Annotated in this window: 13 protein-coding genes; 6 read left to right on the top strand and 7 right to left on the bottom strand. The window is 34.2% G+C overall.

Annotated elements, in window-relative coordinates:
• Window positions 1–245: 245 nt before the first annotated feature.
• The 5 genes from gyrB to FNW17_RS12495 all read left to right on the top strand — a co-directional run bounded on the left by gyrB (window position 246) and on the right by FNW17_RS12495 (window position 11,041).
• Entirely contained in the window at window positions 246–2,189 is a 1,944-nt protein-coding gene (gyrB, locus tag FNW17_RS12515; protein ID WP_144071807.1) for a DNA topoisomerase (ATP-hydrolyzing) subunit B, read from the top strand.
• 91 nt (window positions 2,190–2,280) lie between these two features.
• Complete coding sequence (locus tag FNW17_RS12510; RefSeq protein ID WP_144071806.1) at window positions 2,281–3,216, top strand: malate dehydrogenase; 936 nt, start codon at window positions 2,281–2,283, stop codon at window positions 3,214–3,216.
• A gap of 222 nt (window positions 3,217–3,438) precedes the next feature.
• A complete protein-coding gene (gene secDF, locus FNW17_RS12505; RefSeq protein WP_144071805.1) occupies window positions 3,439–6,411 on the top strand; it encodes a protein translocase subunit SecDF in 2,973 nt (990 codons plus the stop codon).
• A 204-nt stretch (window positions 6,412–6,615) separates the two neighbouring features.
• A complete protein-coding gene (locus tag FNW17_RS12500) occupies window positions 6,616–8,151 on the top strand; it encodes a T9SS type B sorting domain-containing protein (protein WP_185965305.1) in 1,536 nt (511 codons plus the stop codon).
• A 361-nt stretch (window positions 8,152–8,512) separates the two neighbouring features.
• Entirely contained in the window at window positions 8,513–11,041 is a 2,529-nt protein-coding gene (locus FNW17_RS12495) for a glycoside hydrolase family 9 protein (RefSeq protein WP_144071803.1), read from the top strand.
• 545 nt (window positions 11,042–11,586) lie between these two features.
• Here the strand turns inward: FNW17_RS12495 and lgt are convergent.
• The 6 genes from lgt to FNW17_RS12465 all read right to left on the bottom strand — a co-directional run bounded on the left by lgt (window position 11,587) and on the right by FNW17_RS12465 (window position 17,023).
• A complete protein-coding gene (gene lgt / locus FNW17_RS12490; RefSeq protein WP_144071802.1) occupies window positions 11,587–12,540 on the bottom strand; it encodes a prolipoprotein diacylglyceryl transferase in 954 nt (317 codons plus the stop codon).
• Between the two features lie 61 nt (window positions 12,541–12,601).
• Complete coding sequence (gene yidD, locus FNW17_RS12485; RefSeq protein ID WP_143391674.1) at window positions 12,602–12,883, bottom strand: membrane protein insertion efficiency factor YidD; 282 nt, start codon at window positions 12,881–12,883, stop codon at window positions 12,602–12,604.
• A 164-nt stretch (window positions 12,884–13,047) separates the two neighbouring features.
• Window positions 13,048–14,532 (bottom strand): cysteine--tRNA ligase, encoded by a 1,485-nt coding sequence (gene cysS, locus FNW17_RS12480; RefSeq protein ID WP_144071801.1) that lies wholly within the window; start codon window positions 14,530–14,532, stop codon window positions 13,048–13,050.
• A 65-nt stretch (window positions 14,533–14,597) separates the two neighbouring features.
• Window positions 14,598–14,987: a four helix bundle protein gene (locus FNW17_RS12475; RefSeq protein ID WP_143391672.1), complete on the bottom strand. Its 390-nt coding sequence runs from the start codon at window positions 14,985–14,987 to the stop codon at window positions 14,598–14,600.
• A 34-nt stretch (window positions 14,988–15,021) separates the two neighbouring features.
• Window positions 15,022–15,693, bottom strand: coding sequence for a GTP cyclohydrolase I FolE (gene folE / locus FNW17_RS12470; protein ID WP_143391671.1), 672 nt, complete (start codon window positions 15,691–15,693; stop codon window positions 15,022–15,024).
• A 133-nt stretch (window positions 15,694–15,826) separates the two neighbouring features.
• Complete coding sequence (locus FNW17_RS12465) at window positions 15,827–17,023, bottom strand: pyridoxal phosphate-dependent aminotransferase (protein ID WP_144071800.1); 1,197 nt, start codon at window positions 17,021–17,023, stop codon at window positions 15,827–15,829.
• 121 nt (window positions 17,024–17,144) lie between these two features.
• Between FNW17_RS12465 and FNW17_RS12460 the strand changes: the two genes are divergently transcribed.
• A complete protein-coding gene (locus FNW17_RS12460) occupies window positions 17,145–18,473 on the top strand; it encodes a PDZ domain-containing protein (RefSeq protein ID WP_144071799.1) in 1,329 nt (442 codons plus the stop codon).
• Between the two features lie 50 nt (window positions 18,474–18,523).
• On the opposite strand, the gene FNW17_RS16365 is transcribed toward FNW17_RS12460, so the two are convergent.
• Window positions 18,524–18,664 (bottom strand): hypothetical protein, encoded by a 141-nt coding sequence (locus FNW17_RS16365; RefSeq protein ID WP_185965304.1) that lies wholly within the window; start codon window positions 18,662–18,664, stop codon window positions 18,524–18,526.
• Between the last annotated feature and the right edge of the window lie 53 nt (window positions 18,665–18,717).

The following is an 18,717-nucleotide window of genomic DNA, read 5'->3' as shown; positions in this document are numbered from 1 at the left end:
TTGTTTATTTTTCCAAATTTCCAAAACAGCATTTTAAATGTTTGTTTTGGAAATTTGTCTTTTATAGCCTTTTTATTGAAATTGCCATTGAAATTGTAATTGATTTTAGCTATTGCCATTGTTGTTGAAATCCACACGTTTTTGTTAATAACTTAACAACTTAAAATGAGATTTTAACCATTAAATCTTATATGGTTTGTTATATTTGCGTGTTATACGAAAAATACATTTTTAGATTAAAAAATATGAGCGAAGAAATTAAAAAAGACAATTATTCAGCAGATAGTATTCAGGCGTTAGAAGGGATGGAGCACGTAAGAATGCGTCCTTCGATGTATATTGGAGATGTAGGAGTTCGAGGACTACATCATTTAGTTTATGAGGTTGTGGATAACTCTATCGATGAAGCGATGGGTGGTCATTGTGATACCATCATAGTTGATATAAATGAAGATGGTTCTATTACTGTTGAAGATAACGGTCGTGGTATTCCGGTAGGAATTCATAAAAAAGAAGGTGTTTCTGCATTAGAGGTTGTAATGACTAAAATTGGTGCTGGAGGTAAATTCGATAAAGATTCATATAAAGTTTCTGGAGGTCTTCACGGTGTTGGGGTTTCGGTGGTAAATGCATTGTCAAACCATTTGAGAGCAACGGTACATAGTAGTGATGGAAAAGTATACGAACAAGAGTACGAAAAAGGAAAAGCGCTTTATCCAGTTAAACAAATTGGAGAAACTACCAAGAGAGGGACAATAGTAACTTTTTATCCGGATCCTTCTATATTTACTCAAACAGTAGAGTATTCTTATGATACATTATCAGGTCGTATGCGTGAGTTGTCTTATTTGAATAAGGGAATTACAATCACTTTTACAGACAAAAGAGAATTGGATAAAGATGGAAATTTTGTTTCAGAAATCTTTCATTCTACAGAAGGTTTAAAGGAATATGTTCGTTATTTGGATGCCAATCGAGAGCCAATTATTTCTCACGTAATATCAATGAATTCTGAAAAAGGAGAAGTTCCAGTTGAGGTTGCCTTGATTTATAATACCAGTTACACAGAGAATATTTTTGCTTACGTAAATAATATCAATACTCACGAAGGAGGAACGCACTTGCAAGGTTTTAGAACTGGTTTAACCAGAGCCTTGAAGAAATATGCAGATGCCTCTGGAATGTTGGATAAATTGAAATTCGAAATTGCCGGAGATGACTTCCGCGAAGGACTTACGGCTATTATTTCGGTAAAAGTTTCAGAACCACAATTTGAAGGTCAAACTAAAACAAAATTAGGAAACAGAGAAGTAGTTGCGCCTGTAAGTCAAGCGGTGAGCGAAATGATTGAAAATTATTTGGAAGAAAATCCAAATGATGCTCGAATCATTGTTCAAAAAGTAATTCTTGCTGCTCAAGCGCGTCACGCTGCCAAAAAGGCGCGTGAAATGGTACAACGCAAAACCGTGATGGGTGGAGGCGGATTGCCAGGAAAACTTTCGGATTGTTCCGAACAAGATCCTGCAAAATGCGAAGTATATCTTGTCGAGGGAGATTCGGCTGGTGGAACAGCAAAACAAGGTCGTGACAGAGCATTTCAAGCTATTTTGCCATTGCGTGGTAAGATTTTGAATGTAGAAAAAGCAATGCACCATAAGGTTTTTGAAAACGAAGAAATCCGAAATATTTTCACCGCACTTGGTGTAACTATTGGTACAGAAGAAGATAGTAAAGCACTGAACATTTCAAAATTGCGCTACCATAAAGTAATTATTATGTGTGATGCCGATGTCGATGGTAGTCACATTTCTACTTTGATTTTGACATTCTTCTTCCGTTTTATGAAAGAATTAATCGAGGAAGGACACGTATATATTGCGGCACCACCTTTATATTTGGTTAAAAAAGGAAACAAAAAAGAATATGCTTGGAACGATGATCAGCGTGATATTGCCAATGCAAAAATGGGAGGAAGTGCAGCAATTCAGCGATATAAAGGTCTTGGAGAAATGAACGCAGAGCAATTATGGGAAACCACAATGGATCCAAGTTTTAGAACTTTGCGAAAAATTACTATTGAAAGTCTTGCTGAAGCCGACAGAGTTTTCTCAATGTTAATGGGTGACGAGGTTCCGCCAAGAAGAGAATTTATCGAGAAAAATGCAGTTTATGCTAATATTGATGCGTAAATAAAGTTTATGGTTTGTTGTTTGAAGTTAGCAACAATCCATATGAAAAGTAGTAAACAACAAACAACAAATAATAATTAAATTAATTTAAATGAAAGTTACAATTGTAGGAGCAGGAAATGTGGGAGCATCTTGCGCAGATTCAATTTCTTATAGAGGAATTGCAAGTGAAGTAGTATTATTAGATATTAGAGAAGGTTTTGCAGAAGGAAAAGCAATGGATATTTCTCAATGTGCCACTAACACAGGTTTTAATACTAATATTTCAGGTGTTACCAATGATTATTCAAAAACAGCCAATAGCGATGTAGTAGTAATTACATCAGGAATTCCAAGAAAACCAGGAATGACTCGTGAAGAATTGATAGGTATTAATGCAGGAATCGTAAAATCGGTGGCTGATAATGTATTAACCCACTCTCCAAATGCAATTATTGTAGTGGTTTCAAACCCAATGGATACAATGACTTATTTGACATTGAAAGCTACGGGTTTGCCTAAAAATAGAGTTATCGGTATGGGTGGAGCATTAGACAGTTCACGTTTCAGATATTATTTATCAAAAGCATTAGACAAGCCATCAAATGATGTTTCTGCAATGGTAATTGGTGGACACGGAGATACAACTATGATTCCATTAACAAGATTGGCATCTTATAATGGTATTCCAGTTTCTGAATTTTTATCAGAAGAAGAATTGGCTAAAGTTGCTGCTTCAACAATGGTTGGAGGTGCTACACTAACAGGTTTACTAGGAACTTCGGCTTGGTATGCGCCTGGAGCATCTGTGGCGTATTTAGTAGATAGTATTTTGAATGACCAAAAGAAAATGATTGCTTGTTCAGTAATGCTAGATGGCGAATACGGACAAAGTGATATTTGTATTGGTGTTCCTTGTATTATTGGTAAAAACGGAATCGAACAAATTCTTGATATCAAATTAAGTGATTCAGAAAAAACGGCTTTTGCTAAAAGTGCAGATGCTGTTAGAAACATGAATGGCGACCTAAATTCTATATTAGGATAGGAATATTTGGTTAAAAAATGAAAAGACTGCACTTTTGCAGTCTTTTTTTGATATTAATCAATAAATATATTGGTTAATCTTAACGTTAATTATATATTTGCTCGGTCAAAAAATATGATTTACTTCATAATGTTTTATTTTATAATAAAAATAGATGTTAGGGCTTATTTTATAAGGGTTGAAACAAAAAAAAATACAATAAATAATTAATTTTCAGTAATAATGCAGAATAAAGGACTTATTAAATTTTTCGCAATTCTATTTGCATTGGTAAGCATTTACCAACTTTCTTTTACTTTCGTTTCAAGCAAAGTCAAAAATGACGCAAAATCTTTTGCAAAAGGAAATCCTGATAAAGAATTAAAATATTTGGATTCCATTGGAAAAGAAAATGTTTTTAATCTTGGATTTACAAATTTTACTTTCAACGAAGTAAAAGACAAACAAATCAATAAAGGTCTTGACTTAGAAGGAGGTATTAATGTTACTCTTCAAATTTCAGTAAAAGATGTTTTGAAAGGATTAGCTAATAATTCTAAAAACCCAGTTTTCAACAAATCTTTGGCTGATGCAACTGCAAACCAAAGAGGAAATCAAACCTATATTGATGCGTTTTTCGAAGCTTTTGAAGCCAATTCAAAAGGAACAGTAAAACTAGCTTCTCCTGATATTTTTGCAAATAAAACTTTGCAAGGAGAGGGTGGAATCGATTTTAAAATGACCGATGCACAAGCTCAAAAAGTAATCAAAATTAAAGTTGATGAATCTGTAGAAAGTGCTTTTGGAGTATTGAGAAAACGTATCGATAAATTTGGTGTTACTCAACCTAACATTCAAAAACTAGGTGAATCTGGAAGAATTCTTGTGGAACTTCCTGGTGCGAAAGATGTAGATAGAATTAAAAAATTATTGCAAAGTACCGCTCAATTAGAGTTTTGGGAAACGTATAAAATAGAAGAAATCGGTAATTTCTTGATGGCTGCAAATGAAGCATTGAAGAAAACCGAAATCAAAACTACCGAAGTTAAGACGATTTCTAAAGATACTTTGAGTGCTTTATTAACTGACAAAAAAGATTCAGTTGACACTAAACAAGGAAGTAATCCAATTCTTGATAAAATAATTCAACAAGGTGGCGGACCGGTTTTGGGTATGTTTTCACCTAAAGATACTGCAGTTGTTGGTGGGTATTTAAGAAGAGCTGACATTAGAGTTTTATTGGCTCCAGACCAGCATTATGCTAAATTTGTTTGGGGAAAACCAACAACTCTTACAGATGCCAAAGGAAAAGAAATTGACGCTGTCGAATTGTATGCTTTGAAAGGCAATAGAGATAATGTTGCATCGATGGGTGGAGGAGTTGTTACTGACGCAAAAGATACTTTTGACCAATCGGGAAAACCTGCGGTTTCAATGCAAATGAATGGTCAAGGTGCTAAAGCTTGGGAAGAATTAACAGGAAGAGCTTACACTCAAAAAAGTAGTATAGCTATTGTTTTGGATAATATTGTATATTCTGCACCAGGTGTTTCTAGTGGTCCAATTTCAGGTGGTAGATCTGAAATATCAGGAAATTTTGAAATAGCAGAAACTAAAGATTTAGCCAATGTTCTAAGAGCGGGTAAACTTCCTGCAGCTGCGGATATTATTCAATCGGATGTTGTAGGTCCATCATTGGGTCAAGAAGCAATTGATAATGGAACTAATTCAGCACTTTTAGGATTGCTATTAGTTTCTCTTTGGATGATGGTGTATTACGGAAGAGCTGGTTGGTATGCGAATATCGCATTGGCAGTCAACTTATTATTCTTGTTCGGAATCTTAGCCAGTTTAGGTGCTGTACTTACATTGCCTGGTATTGCTGGTATCGTTTTGACAATGGGTACTGCGGTAGATGCGAATATTATTATTTATGAAAGAGCAAAAGAAGAATTGCGTTCCGGTAAATCATTAGATGAATCAGTTATTGCAGCCTATAGTTGGAAAGGTGCCATGCGTTCTATAGTTGATGCCAATGTTACTCACATTTTAACTGGTGGGGTATTATTTATTTTTGGTTCAGGACCAATTAAAGGTTTTGCAACTACATTATTAATTGGTATTATCACCTCTTTATTTACTTCAATCTTTATTGCAAGAATCTTTATTGATAGAAGAATTCAAAAAGGTGGACTATTATCATTTGTAACAAGTTTTTCTAAAAATTTCTTTACCAACTTCCACTTCGATTTCTTGAAAATTAAAAAATGGACGTATGCTTTTTCAGCGATTGTAACAGTTGTGAGTATCTATTCATTAGCTACAAATGGTTTGGATCAAGGGGTTGATTTTGTTGGAGGAAGAACTTTCCAAATACGATTTGAAAAACCGGTTGAAGTAGAAGGTGTAAAAGCAGAATTAGCTAAAGTTTTTGATGGTAGCGCCGAAGTGAAAATTATTGGTAACAACAATCAATTAAAAATCACTACAAAATACAAAGTACAAGAACACGGAAGTGAAGCTGATGAAGAAGTAAATAAATTATTATACGATAATTTAAAAAAACATTATGCTTCCGGATTGACTTATGATAGATTTGTGAATGCTTATGATGGTAAAAAACTAGGTATTTTACAAGCTTCTAAAGTGGGACCGACAGTTGCTGAGGACATCAAAAATAATGCATATTGGGCAGTTTTTGGAGCCATGCTTATTGTAGGATTGTATTTGGTTATTAGTTTTAGAAAATGGCAGTATAGTTTGGGTGCGATTGCCGCTGTAGTACACGACGTAATATTTGTATTAGGAATTTACTCTTTGTGTTACAAATTTATGCCTTTCGGTATGGAGATTGACCAGCACTTTATCGCTGCGATTCTTACCGTAATAGGATATTCAATGAATGATACTGTTATTGTATTTGACAGGGTTCGTGAATTTTTAGGTGGCAAAAAAGCCAAAGGAGATTTTAATAGTATCGTAAATCAATCTATTAATAGTACAATGTCAAGAACGATAAATACCTCATTAACGATGATTTTAGTATTATTGATTATGTTTATTTTTGGTGGAGATTCAATTCGAGGATTTATTTTCGCAATGCTTATCGGTATTATCGTTGGAACCTATTCTTCATTATTCATAGCAACTCCAGTTTTGTGTGATACAATGTCAGAAGAAGAACATTTAAGAATTGAAAAAGAGCATAACTCTTAAAGTTATAAAAAATTATAATTATTGAAAAGACTCGAATTTTATTCGGGTCTTTTTTTTGTAATAAAGTGTTGCGTTATCGTCTAATATTTTGTACTGTAACTCAATAAATTATAAAATTTGTTTTGTTCAAAAGCCAAATTTTATATATTTACTGAATATTACTGTTGATCCCCCAAATTTTAAACAGCCTAAAACCTAAAAATGATGAAAAAAATAATCAAATCATTTGTTTGTTTTCTTTTGATTACTGCTTTATCAAATGCCTCTGTTTTTGCTAAGAACACCAATAGTTCCTATCTAATTACTAGTTCGCTATTAGTGCCTCCAAGTCCACCAACTGTAAATGGATTTCAATACTATTGTATAAATGATGTTGTGACACTTACTGCAACAGCATCCGCAGGAGGAATTTTAAATTGGTATGGAACTAATGCATCAGGAGGTACTTCATCAGCAACAACTCCAATTCCTTCTACAATAGTTGCAGGATCTACAACCTATTATGTTAGTCAAACTGTTGCTGGAGAAGAAAGCTCTAGAGCATCAATTGTTGTCAATGTGGATAAACAATTAGGATTATTTTGTGATGCTACTAAAACAACGTCGAATTCAGTAGGGTTTGACTTTGCCAATGTAGGTCAGAGTAGTTTTACTTATAGCTATAGTATTTCTGGTGGCTCTCCAGTTACAGGGGTTTGGTCTGCACCTTCAAATTATGTGGTTACTGGCGTTTTGCCTGGTCAATCGGTTACTTTTACAATTACTGCCATAGGAGCACCGTCTTGTGTTATTTCTTCTCAAACTGAAACTTGTAATTCAGACTGTACTATTGCTCAAATAATAACACCTACATTTAGCACCACACCAACTTCTTATTGTTTAAATGATGTTGTCGTTTTACCAACAACATCAACAAATGGAATCACCGGTACTTGGAGTCCCATTCCAGTTGATACTTCAACTATGGGTGCTAATATTTATACATTCACTCCAAATCCAACATCTTTTCCTTGCGCATTAAAAACAACTTTAAGAATTACAGTAGAACCGATAGTACCTGATTTTAACGATTTTTCTCTTTGTTCTGGTGATATAGCTACTACTCTAAGTCCAGTTTCACCAAATGGCATTACTGGAGTTTGGAATCCAACAACTGTTGATAATATGAATAGTGCTTCTTATGTTTTTACACCTGATCCAGGTCAGCCTTGCACTCCATCTATTAAAACTATAAAAGTTACTGTAAATCCATCAAACACCATATTGAGTTTGAATTGGACAGTAACCGATGCATTTACCAAAAATCAAATAGTTACTATTACAAATCCAGTTGGAGCGAATTATTTATATCAAATGGATTCTGGTCCATTTCAAGCAAGCCCTTTATTCGAAAATGTTGCTTCAGGATTGCATTCTATCTCTGTAAATGATCTAAATGGTTGCAGTAAACTAACTGATAGCAATGTTTTGGTCATTGGTTATCCCAAATATTTTACACCAAATGGTGATACTTATAACGAAAATTGGAATATTTCAGGGCTAAGTGATCAGTTGAATTGCAGAATATACATATTTGATCGGTATGGTAAATTATTGAAAGATATAAGTCCAAAAGAACTTGGATGGGATGGAACTTATATTGGTCAGCCAATGCCAGCCGATGATTATTGGTTTACAGTCGAATACTCTGAACAAAATAGTATCAAAAAATTCAAATCCCATTTTTCTTTGAAAAGATAAAAAACGAAAGCCTCGCAAAATTGTGAGGCTTTCGTTTATAATAACAAATACAAATAGTAGTTTTGATTAAAAACTTGCTCTCGTTACTTTCTCATTGTTCTGGTAGAGGTGAGGAGACTATCACAAAATTCCATAAGATAAATTTATTTTTGAAAAAACACTTTGTGCAGCGGGGAAGATAAAATACTATAATATGCTAACTAATTTATTAACAAAGACATAGCTATATTTATTTTGATAAACGCAACAGTTCCCTGATTAAAATCAGTTACGAAATCAACTTTTCCTTTTTTAATATAGTTTTTCCATTTATCTTTAGAAATTATAAACCACTCCAATACGGGATTATTTATTTATCAATATGAAAAAAAATATTTTTTTTTTACTTACTATGGTGTTTGCAACATCAAATCATATCTGTGGTCAGGATTTAAAACTTAACGATCTTGAGTATTTCGAGACACAAGGCGTCAATGTACTTGTCTATAATAACATTTTTAGTGGAGGTTTTAACGACGAAAAGAATGCTGGAATAGAAATAATTCATCATGGAGTCAGAACATCACAAGGTGGGGCAGTTAGACTTTCTAATACACCAGAGCAATGGGATCTTGTTCCTGATGTAACAAGTAGAAAAGTAAACCGTGCGACAAAATCTATTGAAACTATATTAAGATATAAAGATTACGATTTTGATTCACGAGTCGTTGTTACGGCTAAGGGTAAAGGCGTAGAGATATCCATTTATCTTGATAAACCTCTCCCAAAAGCTCTTGAAGGTAGTGCAGGATTTAATCTTGAGTTTCTGCCTTCGCAATACTGGGCGAAAGCATATACGATGGATGGACGCTACAATCGATTTCCACGCTATGTGGTAGGAAACACCACTACCAGGCCTAATAATGAAAAAACAAAACAGTACAAGGGTTACAAAACTTACGACGACAGGGGAACAGACAAATTTATTGATCCGCTTCCGCTTGAAACGGGCCGTACCTTTCTTCTGGCACCAGACGAACCTTCCCGTTTAATAAAAATAACTTCTCCGGACGCAGATCTAATGCTTTTTGACGGTCGTGTATTGGCACAAAATGGATGGTTTGTAGTTCGCAGTTTACTTCCGGCTGGAAAAACCGGCAAGGTATTGAGCTGGATGGTGGAACCAAATGCGATTAATGGTTGGACGAGAGAACCAAATATTGGTTTCTCTCAAGTAGGCTACATCCCTTCGCAACAAAAAGTTTCGGTAATTGAACTTGACAAGAAAGACAAACCATTTGCAAAAGCCTCGTTGTATAAAGTTGGCAATGACGGTAATGCCACCGAAGTATTCAACGGAAAAACAACGCCTTGGGGTAACTATTTTAAATATAACTATGTAAAATTCGATTTTACTTCGGTAAAAGATTCCGGTATATACTATATCCAGTATGGCAATATCAAAACGAACAATTTTTTGATAGAAAATAATGTCTATGATAAGATTACTGATGCTACTAGTGATATATGGATACCAATACATATGAATCACATGTTTGTAAACGAGGGTTACCGAGTATGGCATGGTGAACCATTCAAAGAAGGGTACCGCCAAGCTCCACCAAACACCGATCATTTCGATCTTCATAGCCAAGGCCCAACAACCGATACCAAGTATAAAGCACTTGAATTAATTCCCGGATTAAATGTTGGAGGTTTTTTTGACGCTGGAGATTTTGATATAGAGACGGGATCAAATATCAGCGTGGTAAACAATTTCGTTGAAACCTGGGAGTATTTCAAACCAATGCGAGATCAGACTTTTGTGGATCAAAAACAACGTTATGTTGATCTTCACAGACCCGACGGAACACCAGATGTACTGCAGTTTATCGAGCACGGAACCCTGAATCTGGTAGCTCAGGCTGAGACAATCGGTCACATGGCACAAACACTGTCTAACTCTGTTCTTGATAATTATCATCACCTTGGCGATGCAGCCTCATTAACAGATGGGCTTCCTTATAATCCAAAACTAGGCTCATATGAAAAAGCCAGTGACGGACTATCTAGCGGTGTTAAAGATGATTTGTGGGCGTTTACAAGTCGCGATCCTCACCTCGATTTAAATGCAGCTACAATGTTTGCCGCAGCAAGCAGAGCGCTAAAGGGTTACAATGACAATCTTTCGGCCAGGGCTTTAGTACAATCAAAAAGACTTTTGAAAGAGTCCACAGAATTACTCGCCAATCAGCCGCAAGACAGTATTAGCAAGTACGGCAGATCCTCAAATGCGGCAACCAATCTTCAATTGTATATCTCCACGAACGAAAACCAATATTTGGATAAATTCCAGGAACTTTTGTGGCCAGATCTTGATCGAAATGTAAATTTTGGTCTTCTGACGGCATTAGATGCCCTACCGCACATGGACGCATCGTATAAAGAAAAACTTAGACCTTATGTTGTAAAGTTCAAAGAGTATATGGATAAACTCGAAAAGGATAATCCTTACGGTGTGCCTATTGGTCTTGGTAACTGGGCAGGTGGCGCGGCTCTATTGAATTTTGGAACAACTGTTTGTTTCGCGAGCAAAAACTTTCCAGATATCATCAATCCAAGTCATGCTTTCAAGACCTCTAACTATCTCTTTGGCTGTCACCCGTACCATAACTATTCGTTGGTGGCAACAGTGGGTGCTACTCGTCCTAAAGCAGTTTTTTATGGTAATAACAGAGCTGATTTCTCCTTTATTCCGGGCAATGTTGCTCCTGGTATACTATTTAGAAAACCAGACCATTTTGAAAATTTTGACGACTGGCCATTTTTATGGGGGCAAAATGAAGGTACTATTGGCGGAAATACCAGTTATTTAATTTTTGGATCTGCTTTTAAGAGTTTATTAAAATAAACAAATTGCTTTTAAACAGTTTTGAATTAGCAGCTGATTCAAAACTGTTTAATTTTTAGGGTAAAATGAAAAGCTATAGTTATTAAATTTTAAACTGAAACAGGAAAAACAATTACTCATCGGTTTTTCAACAGACCTAAACCCTCCCGATCGCTCGGGTGCATTCTGTGCCAACTCCAATAAGCCACTCCAACAAAACTAACGTATTTTTTATGAATTTTTTTTTTTAAAAAAAGCCACATCTTTTATTGATATAGTTTTTTTGATTTGTATTGCTTGCTCAAATTTATTGGCACAGAATATAATTCTGGGCTACCCGTTGGGGAGAAAACTTATTTCTCGTCAAGGATATCGAGGTTTGACAGCTATGGATAGTAATGATAGAGGTTGTTCAGCCCATGCCAGCAACAGATTATTGGTTTAGTTTTGAATATGAAGAGCAAGGAATTAGCAAAAAATTCAAATCCCATTTTTCTTTAAAGAGATAAAAAACGAAAGCCTCGCAAATTGTGAGGCTTTTGATTTTAAAATTATTTTGTGATAAACTATATGTGAACGGGTTTTTCGGCTGTAAAAACCAAATACAATCCAATCAATATGAATGGAATACTGAGCCATTGTCCAGTAGATAAAAGACCTAAGGCACTTTCGAATCCCCCTTGACTTTCTTTTACATATTCCACAACAAAACGTACAGACCATAAAAGCACTAGGAAAAGACCAAATAAATACCCTGATTTTTCTCTTGCGTCGGTTTTCCAATACAAGAAAAACAGTATGGCAAAAACAAAAATATAGCAAAAAGCTTCGTATAATTGTGCTGGGTGTTTTGCTGGAACTTGTACTAATAAATCAGCAAACTGTGGGTTGGTCGCAATGGCGTTGTAGGCTTCATTTGGTGATGCTAATTGTGTCGCATTTACAGCTTCTCTGGCGCTAAACTGATCCCGAATAAAGCGAATTCCAAAAGGTGAACTAGTCACGTTTCCAACAATTTCTGAATTGAAAAAATTGCCTAAACGTACAAAGATTGCCCCACTAGATACAGCGATGACAATTCTATCTAAAATCCACATTTGGGGTCTTTTTAATATATTTTTACTAAAAAAGTACATTGTAATTATAATGGAAATAGCTGCTCCATGGCTTGCCAATCCTTGATAACCTGTAAATTCCCAGCCATTTATGATGTGAAAAAGGGTTCCTTCGGGATTTTCCCTAATTGGAAGTAGTATTTCTGTCAAATGATTGCGATAATATTCCCAATCGTAAAAGAAAACATGACCCAAACGAGCTCCGGCTAATGTAGCCAAAACGGTCCAAATAAATAAGGAGTCTAATTTGTCTAGCGATTCGTAGTCACGTTCGAATATTTTTTTCATTATAAACCAACCCAGTCCAAAAGCAATTACAAACATCAGGCTATAAAAGCGAATTACAAAAAAACCTAAATCAATGCCTTCTGACGGATTCCAAATTATATTTAAAGCGTGTGTCATATAATGTGTTTTAAAGATTGTAAAAATATATATTTTAATAAGAGTATATCTTTATAAAAAGTTAATGTTTGTGTGAGCATTTGTTTTTGGTCTCAACACTTTGGCTTGAATGTGGCTTGGAAGGCACAGGATCATACCCCGTTTTTCCCCAAGGATGACAACTCAATATTCTTTTTATTCCTAAAAAACCACCATAAAATAAACCGTGTTTTTGTAATGCTTCAACCATATAACTCGAACATGTAGGCTCAAATCTACAAGTAGAGGGAGTGAATGGAGAAATAGCACTTTGATAAAAACGTACTAAAATAACAAAAGGAAATATAAGTATTTTCTTTAACATATCTTAAAAAAGTGTTCGGTGTTCAGTTTTTTAGTGATCAGCTATTGGAACTTTAAATACTATTAGCATACAAATTTTTAGTAAATCAATCTGCAACTTTAAATCTGCAACTTTAAATCTGCAACCTGCCATCTGCCATCTGTAACCTGCCATCTGCAGCCTGATTACTGAATACTAAAAGTAGTCCCTTCTTTCCCGTCCTTCAACTGAATTCCTAAGGCAATCAATTGATTTCTTATTTGATCTGACATTGCAAAATCTTTATTGCCTCTAGCCTCATTTCGCATACCTATTAGCATATTGACTACGCCTTCTAGTTTTTCGTTATTGTTTTCAACACCTTTTTCGTCTTTAAGTCCCAAAACATCAAAGATAAAAGTGTTTGTCGAATGAATAAATAATTTTAAATCTTCGGATGTGAGGCTAGCAGAATTATCATTTAATAAATTGATGTACCGAATTCCTTCAAATAAATTAGCAATTAGAATTGGAGTATTAAAATCGTCATTCATTGCTGCATAACAACTTTGAATCCAATCGGGAACTGAGAAAGAAGAAGTGGTGTTGGGTTGAATGGTTGCAATCAATTTTACACCTTCAAGCAATCTGTTTAATCCTTTTTCGCTGGCAATCATGGCCTCGTTCGAAATGTCTAAAACACTGCGATAATGAGCTTGCAAAAAGCAAAAACGAACCACATTAGGTTGAAATTTCTTTTCGAAAAAAGTGTTTTCACCCGAAAGCAATTCCATAGGTAAAATATAATTCCCAGTCGATTTGCTCATTCGCAAACCATTCATCGTTAGCATATTGGTGTGCATCCAAATATTTACTGGAGTTATTCCGTTACACGCTTTTCCTTGAGCTACTTCGCATTCGTGATGAGGGAATTTTAAATCCATTCCACCTCCGTGAATATCAAAATGCTCTCCTAAATATTTGGTGCTCATTGCGGTACATTCTAAGTGCCAGCCCGGAAAACCTTCGCCCCAAGGGGAATTCCAACGCATGATGTGTACAGGGGAAGCATTTTTCCACAAAGCAAAATCTTGAGGGTTTTTCTTTTCGTTTTGACCGTCTAAATCTCTTGTATTGGCAAACAATTCATCAATATTTCGATTACTCAATTCGCCGTAATTTAAGCCTTTTTTGTTGTATTCATAAACATCAAAATAGACAGAACCTTGGGTTTCGTATGCAAAACCATCGGCAATTAGTTTTTGAATCAATTCTATTTGTTCAATAATATGACCTGTTGCGGTAGGCTCAATTGTAGGAGCCAAAAAATTAAATTTTTCTAAAACCTTATGAAAATCGACAGTGTATTTTTGAACTACTTCCATGGGTTCCAATTTTTCTAGTCGAGATTGTTTTACAAAACGGTCGTTTTCAACATTTCCATCATCGGTCAAATGTCCAGCATCGGTAATATTTCTAACATAACGCGTTTTGTAACCCAAATGCAAAAAATACCTAAAGATTACATCAAACGACATAAACGTTCTCACATTTCCAAGATGTACATTGCTATAGACCGTTGGTCCACAAACATACATTCCAACATTTCCTTCGTGTATGGGTTCAAAAATTTCTTTTTCCCCCGAAAGAGTATTGTATATTTTTAAATTTTGGGATTTGTATAAAGGCATTCTTGATTATGGTTTATTGTTTGTAGTTTATGGTTTATAGTTTGTGGTTAATGGAACATAATTTATTATTTAAATTTAAGTCCTTTTATTTCACAATTGTTGAGATAGTTCATCATTGATCCAATTTTATTTTTCTCTAATTCAACCATTTCGTTTAATTTCAAATATTGTTCTTCAGAAATCAATTTTTTATCAAATGCTCTATAAGATTGAGATTTTACTTCGCCAGATGAACCTTTTGCAATGCTCAAAAATTGAATAAATTCTCTATTCCCGTTTCGCTCGAAACCTTCAGCAATATTGTCCATAATCGATCCTGAACTTCTGTCAATTTGGTCTTTTGGGGAATAGTTGGTCTTTAGATTTGTATTTTGAATTAGAAACTCAACATATTGACAGATTTCTCTAGCCAATCTCCATATTTCTAAATCCTCGAATTTTAGTATTTTTCCCATAACAACAAACTATAAACCCAAAACTATAAACCCTTTAAAACTTCGTTTCTAACTTTATATATTCTAATAGTTCTCTTCGAGTTTGTTCTTCTTTAAATTTACCTCCAAATTCTGAGGTTACTGTACTGCTTTCGATGTCTTTTATTCCTCTCGAATTAACGCAAAGATGTTTGGCATCGATAATACATGCCACATCTTCTGTACCCAACGCTATTTGAAGTTCTTGAACAATTTGCATTGTTAAGCGTTCTTGAACCTGAGGTCTTTTCGAATAAAACTCAACTATTCTGTTTATTTTTGATAGTCCAACAACTCTTCCGTTTGAGATGTAAGCTACGTGTGCTCTTCCAATAATGGGCAACAAATGGTGCTCACAAGTTGAATAAAGTGTAATGTTTTTTTCGACCAACATTTCTCCATATTTGTAGCTGTTTTCGAAAGTTGAAGCGCTTGGTTTTTTTGCTGGATTTAGACCTCCAAAAATTTCTTTCACAAACATTTTTGCTACTCGATTGGGTGTTCCTTTCAAGCTATCGTCGGTCAAATCCATGCCTAGAGTAACAAGTATATTTTCGACATCTTTCTTTATTTTTTCGATTTTTTCATCGTCAGATATGTCAAAAGCGTCTTCTCTTACTGGGTTTTTTGCTGCTGAACTAATATGGTTGTCTCCTATTTCGTCCTGAAATTCTTCGTTGTTTATCATTAAAAGTTACAATTATTGTATGAAATGAATTAAGGGGTAAAGATAATTAATTAAAGCCAAAGAATTTCTAAAGCTTTTAATAATTAATTGGGATAAAATGCAATTGAATTTTAAAATAAAAACATGAGTTTCCTTATTTCGAATTATAAATTGGAATTGCCTCTTTTAAGATTTGTACAGCTCGAACTAAATCTTCTTTTTTTAGCACATAAGCAATTCGAACTTGATTTAATCCAACGCCTGGAGTAGAATAAAATCCTGCCGCAGGAGCTACCATTACAGTTTCTCCATCAAGATTGTAGCTTTCAAGAAGCCATTGGGCAAAATCATCGGTATTGTCAACAGGTAGTTGAGCAATGCAATAAAACGCGGCTTTTGGAGTGGTTACGATTACACCTTTTATTTTGTTTAATTCGGTTATTAAGGCATCTCTTCGTTCTTTGTATTCTGAAATTACTTCGTCAAAATAACTTTGGGGAGTATCTATTGCAGCTTCGCAAGCGATTTGTCCAATCGTCGGTGGGCATAAACGAGCCTGAGCAAATTTCATTGAGGCTGAAATAACTTCTCTATTTTTGGTAACCATGCAGCCAATTCTTGCGCCACACATACTGTATCTTTTGGAAACAGAATCAATCATTATGACATTTTGCTCAATTCCTTTGAGGTTCATCACCGAAAAATGTTTGTCTCTGTCGTCGTATATGAATTCGCGATACACTTCGTCAGCAATTAGAAATAAGTCGTGTTTTCGAACCAATTCTCCCAATTGATTAATTTCGGATTCTGAATACAAATAGCCAGTTGGATTATTGGGATTACAGATTAAAATCGCTTTGGTTTTTGATGTAATCGCTTTTTCAAATTCGGCAATAGTAGGAAGGGTAAAACCACTTTCGATATTGGAAATTACAGGCACAACTCGAGCACTTGATTCTGCTGCAAAAGCACTATAATTGGCATAAAAAGGTTCAGGAATAATGACTTCATCTTCGGGATCCATAATGCTGCCCAGCGCAAACAATAGCGCTTCAGAGCCACCTGTGGTTATCATTATATCATCAAACGAAACTCTTACATTTTGATTGGTGTAAAATAAGGCTAGTTTTTTTCGGTAACTTTCATAACCTGCGGATGGGCCGTATTCTATAATATCTAAATTAATATTTTTTATAGCTTCAATGGCAATTTCAGGGCTTTTTATATCGGGTTGACCAATGTTTAAATGATACACTTTATGGCCTTTTAATTTGGCTTGTTCTGCATAAGGGGCTAACTTTCGAATTGGCGATTCGGGTATTTTTTGACCTCTAATAGAAATACTTGGCATGTTTTTAAATTTGGTGCAAAATTGCGATTTTTTTTTCAAAAATAAACACTTCAATTCTGTTTATTTGTTAATAAAAGTGTGTTATTATTCAATATTTCATTAACTTTATAAAAAAAATAGGATGAGTCGAATAATCATTTTATGCTTTTTTATTATTTATTCTTTATCTGTTTTTGGACAGGACGAATTTCAATTTGAAAAAGGAACCGATAAAGTGATTATCCCTTTCAAAATCATCAATAATTTGATATTTATTCCCATAAAAGTTAATAATGTTGAGTTATACTTCCTCTTAGATTCTGGTGTTGAAGAGACCATACTGTTTAGTATGGAGGAAAAGAAAGATGTGAGTTTTTTTAATGTCGAAAAAATAGCATTGAGAGGTTTGGGAGGTGAGAATTCTATTGAAGGGCTAAAATCTGCAAATAACACATTAGAGGTCGATGGGTTAAAGTCAAATAATCATTTATTGTACATTGTTTTAGATCAAAGTTTCAACTTGTCTTCACACATTGGGATTCCTGTAAATGGTATTATTGGCTATCATTTTTTAAAATCGAATCTGGTTGAAATTAACTATCAGAGAAAGCAAATTACGGTATTTAAAGACAATGAGAAAAATCGAAAACGAATAGTTAAAAAATTTCAGATGGTTCCCATAACTGTTGAAAAATCAAAACCTTACATTCAGGGTAGTGCTATTATTGATTCTTCTGAAATTTCTACAAAATTATTAATTGATATCGGCAATAGTGACGCTATTTGGCTTTTCGAGAACAAAGGAAAATCAATAAATATTCCTGCAAAAAATTTTGAGGATTACTTAGGAAAAGGTTTTAGTGGTGATGTTGAGGGAAGAAGGGCTCAGATTAAAAAAATTACTTTTTCTAAATTTGAATTTAATAATCCTATTGTTGCTTTTCCAGATTCGTCTTCATTAAAAAATGTTAGAATGGTTAAAGATCGTGCTGGATCAGTGGGTGCCGAAATTTTAAAAAGATTCAATTTAGTTTTTGATTATCAAAATCAGCAACTTTTTTTGAAGAAAAACAGTAGTTTCAAATCATCTTTTAATTATAATAAAAGCGGAATTGAAATTCAGCATCATGGTTTACAATGGGTTCAGGAGACGGTTAGTCTTGAAACTGTGCCTTATGCAGGAAAAGAAATTGATGCAAAAGCAAATGTTATCTACAGTAATTTTAAATATAAATTTGTTTTAAAACCAATATACACGATTGTTAATGTTCGGAAAAATTCACCAGCAGCAATCAGCGGACTCCAAAAAGGAGATATAATCGTTAGCATTAATCAAAAGCCTGGATATGAATTTACTTTAGAAAAAATTTATTCTTTATTAAAATCTGAAGAAGAAAATTGGATAAATTTTGTTGTAGAAAGAGATAGTCAAGTTCTAAAATTTCAATTTCAATTGATAAATGTGTTATAAAAAACGTTTATTGAATCGAGTCAAGAAGCGTTTTTTAATTAATTTATTTCTTATTCTTTGATATAGGAACTTCCAATACCATCGTAATTGTTGTCATCTAAAAGTAAATTTGTATTATCTAATTTAGATATAATCATTTCACCACCAACCGAAAATATAATTGATTTTTTTGATTGTCCGCAATTACCCATAATTTAATAAAAAGCTTTATATTTGATAAAAAAAGTGATGAATCTATTCAATT

The sequence above is a fragment of the Flavobacterium franklandianum genome, from assembly GCF_007097365.1.
Lineage (GTDB): Bacteria > Bacteroidota > Bacteroidia > Flavobacteriales > Flavobacteriaceae > Flavobacterium > Flavobacterium franklandianum.
Note: the sequence above shows the minus strand (reverse complement) of the source record. Positions and strands in the feature narration are given on the sequence as shown.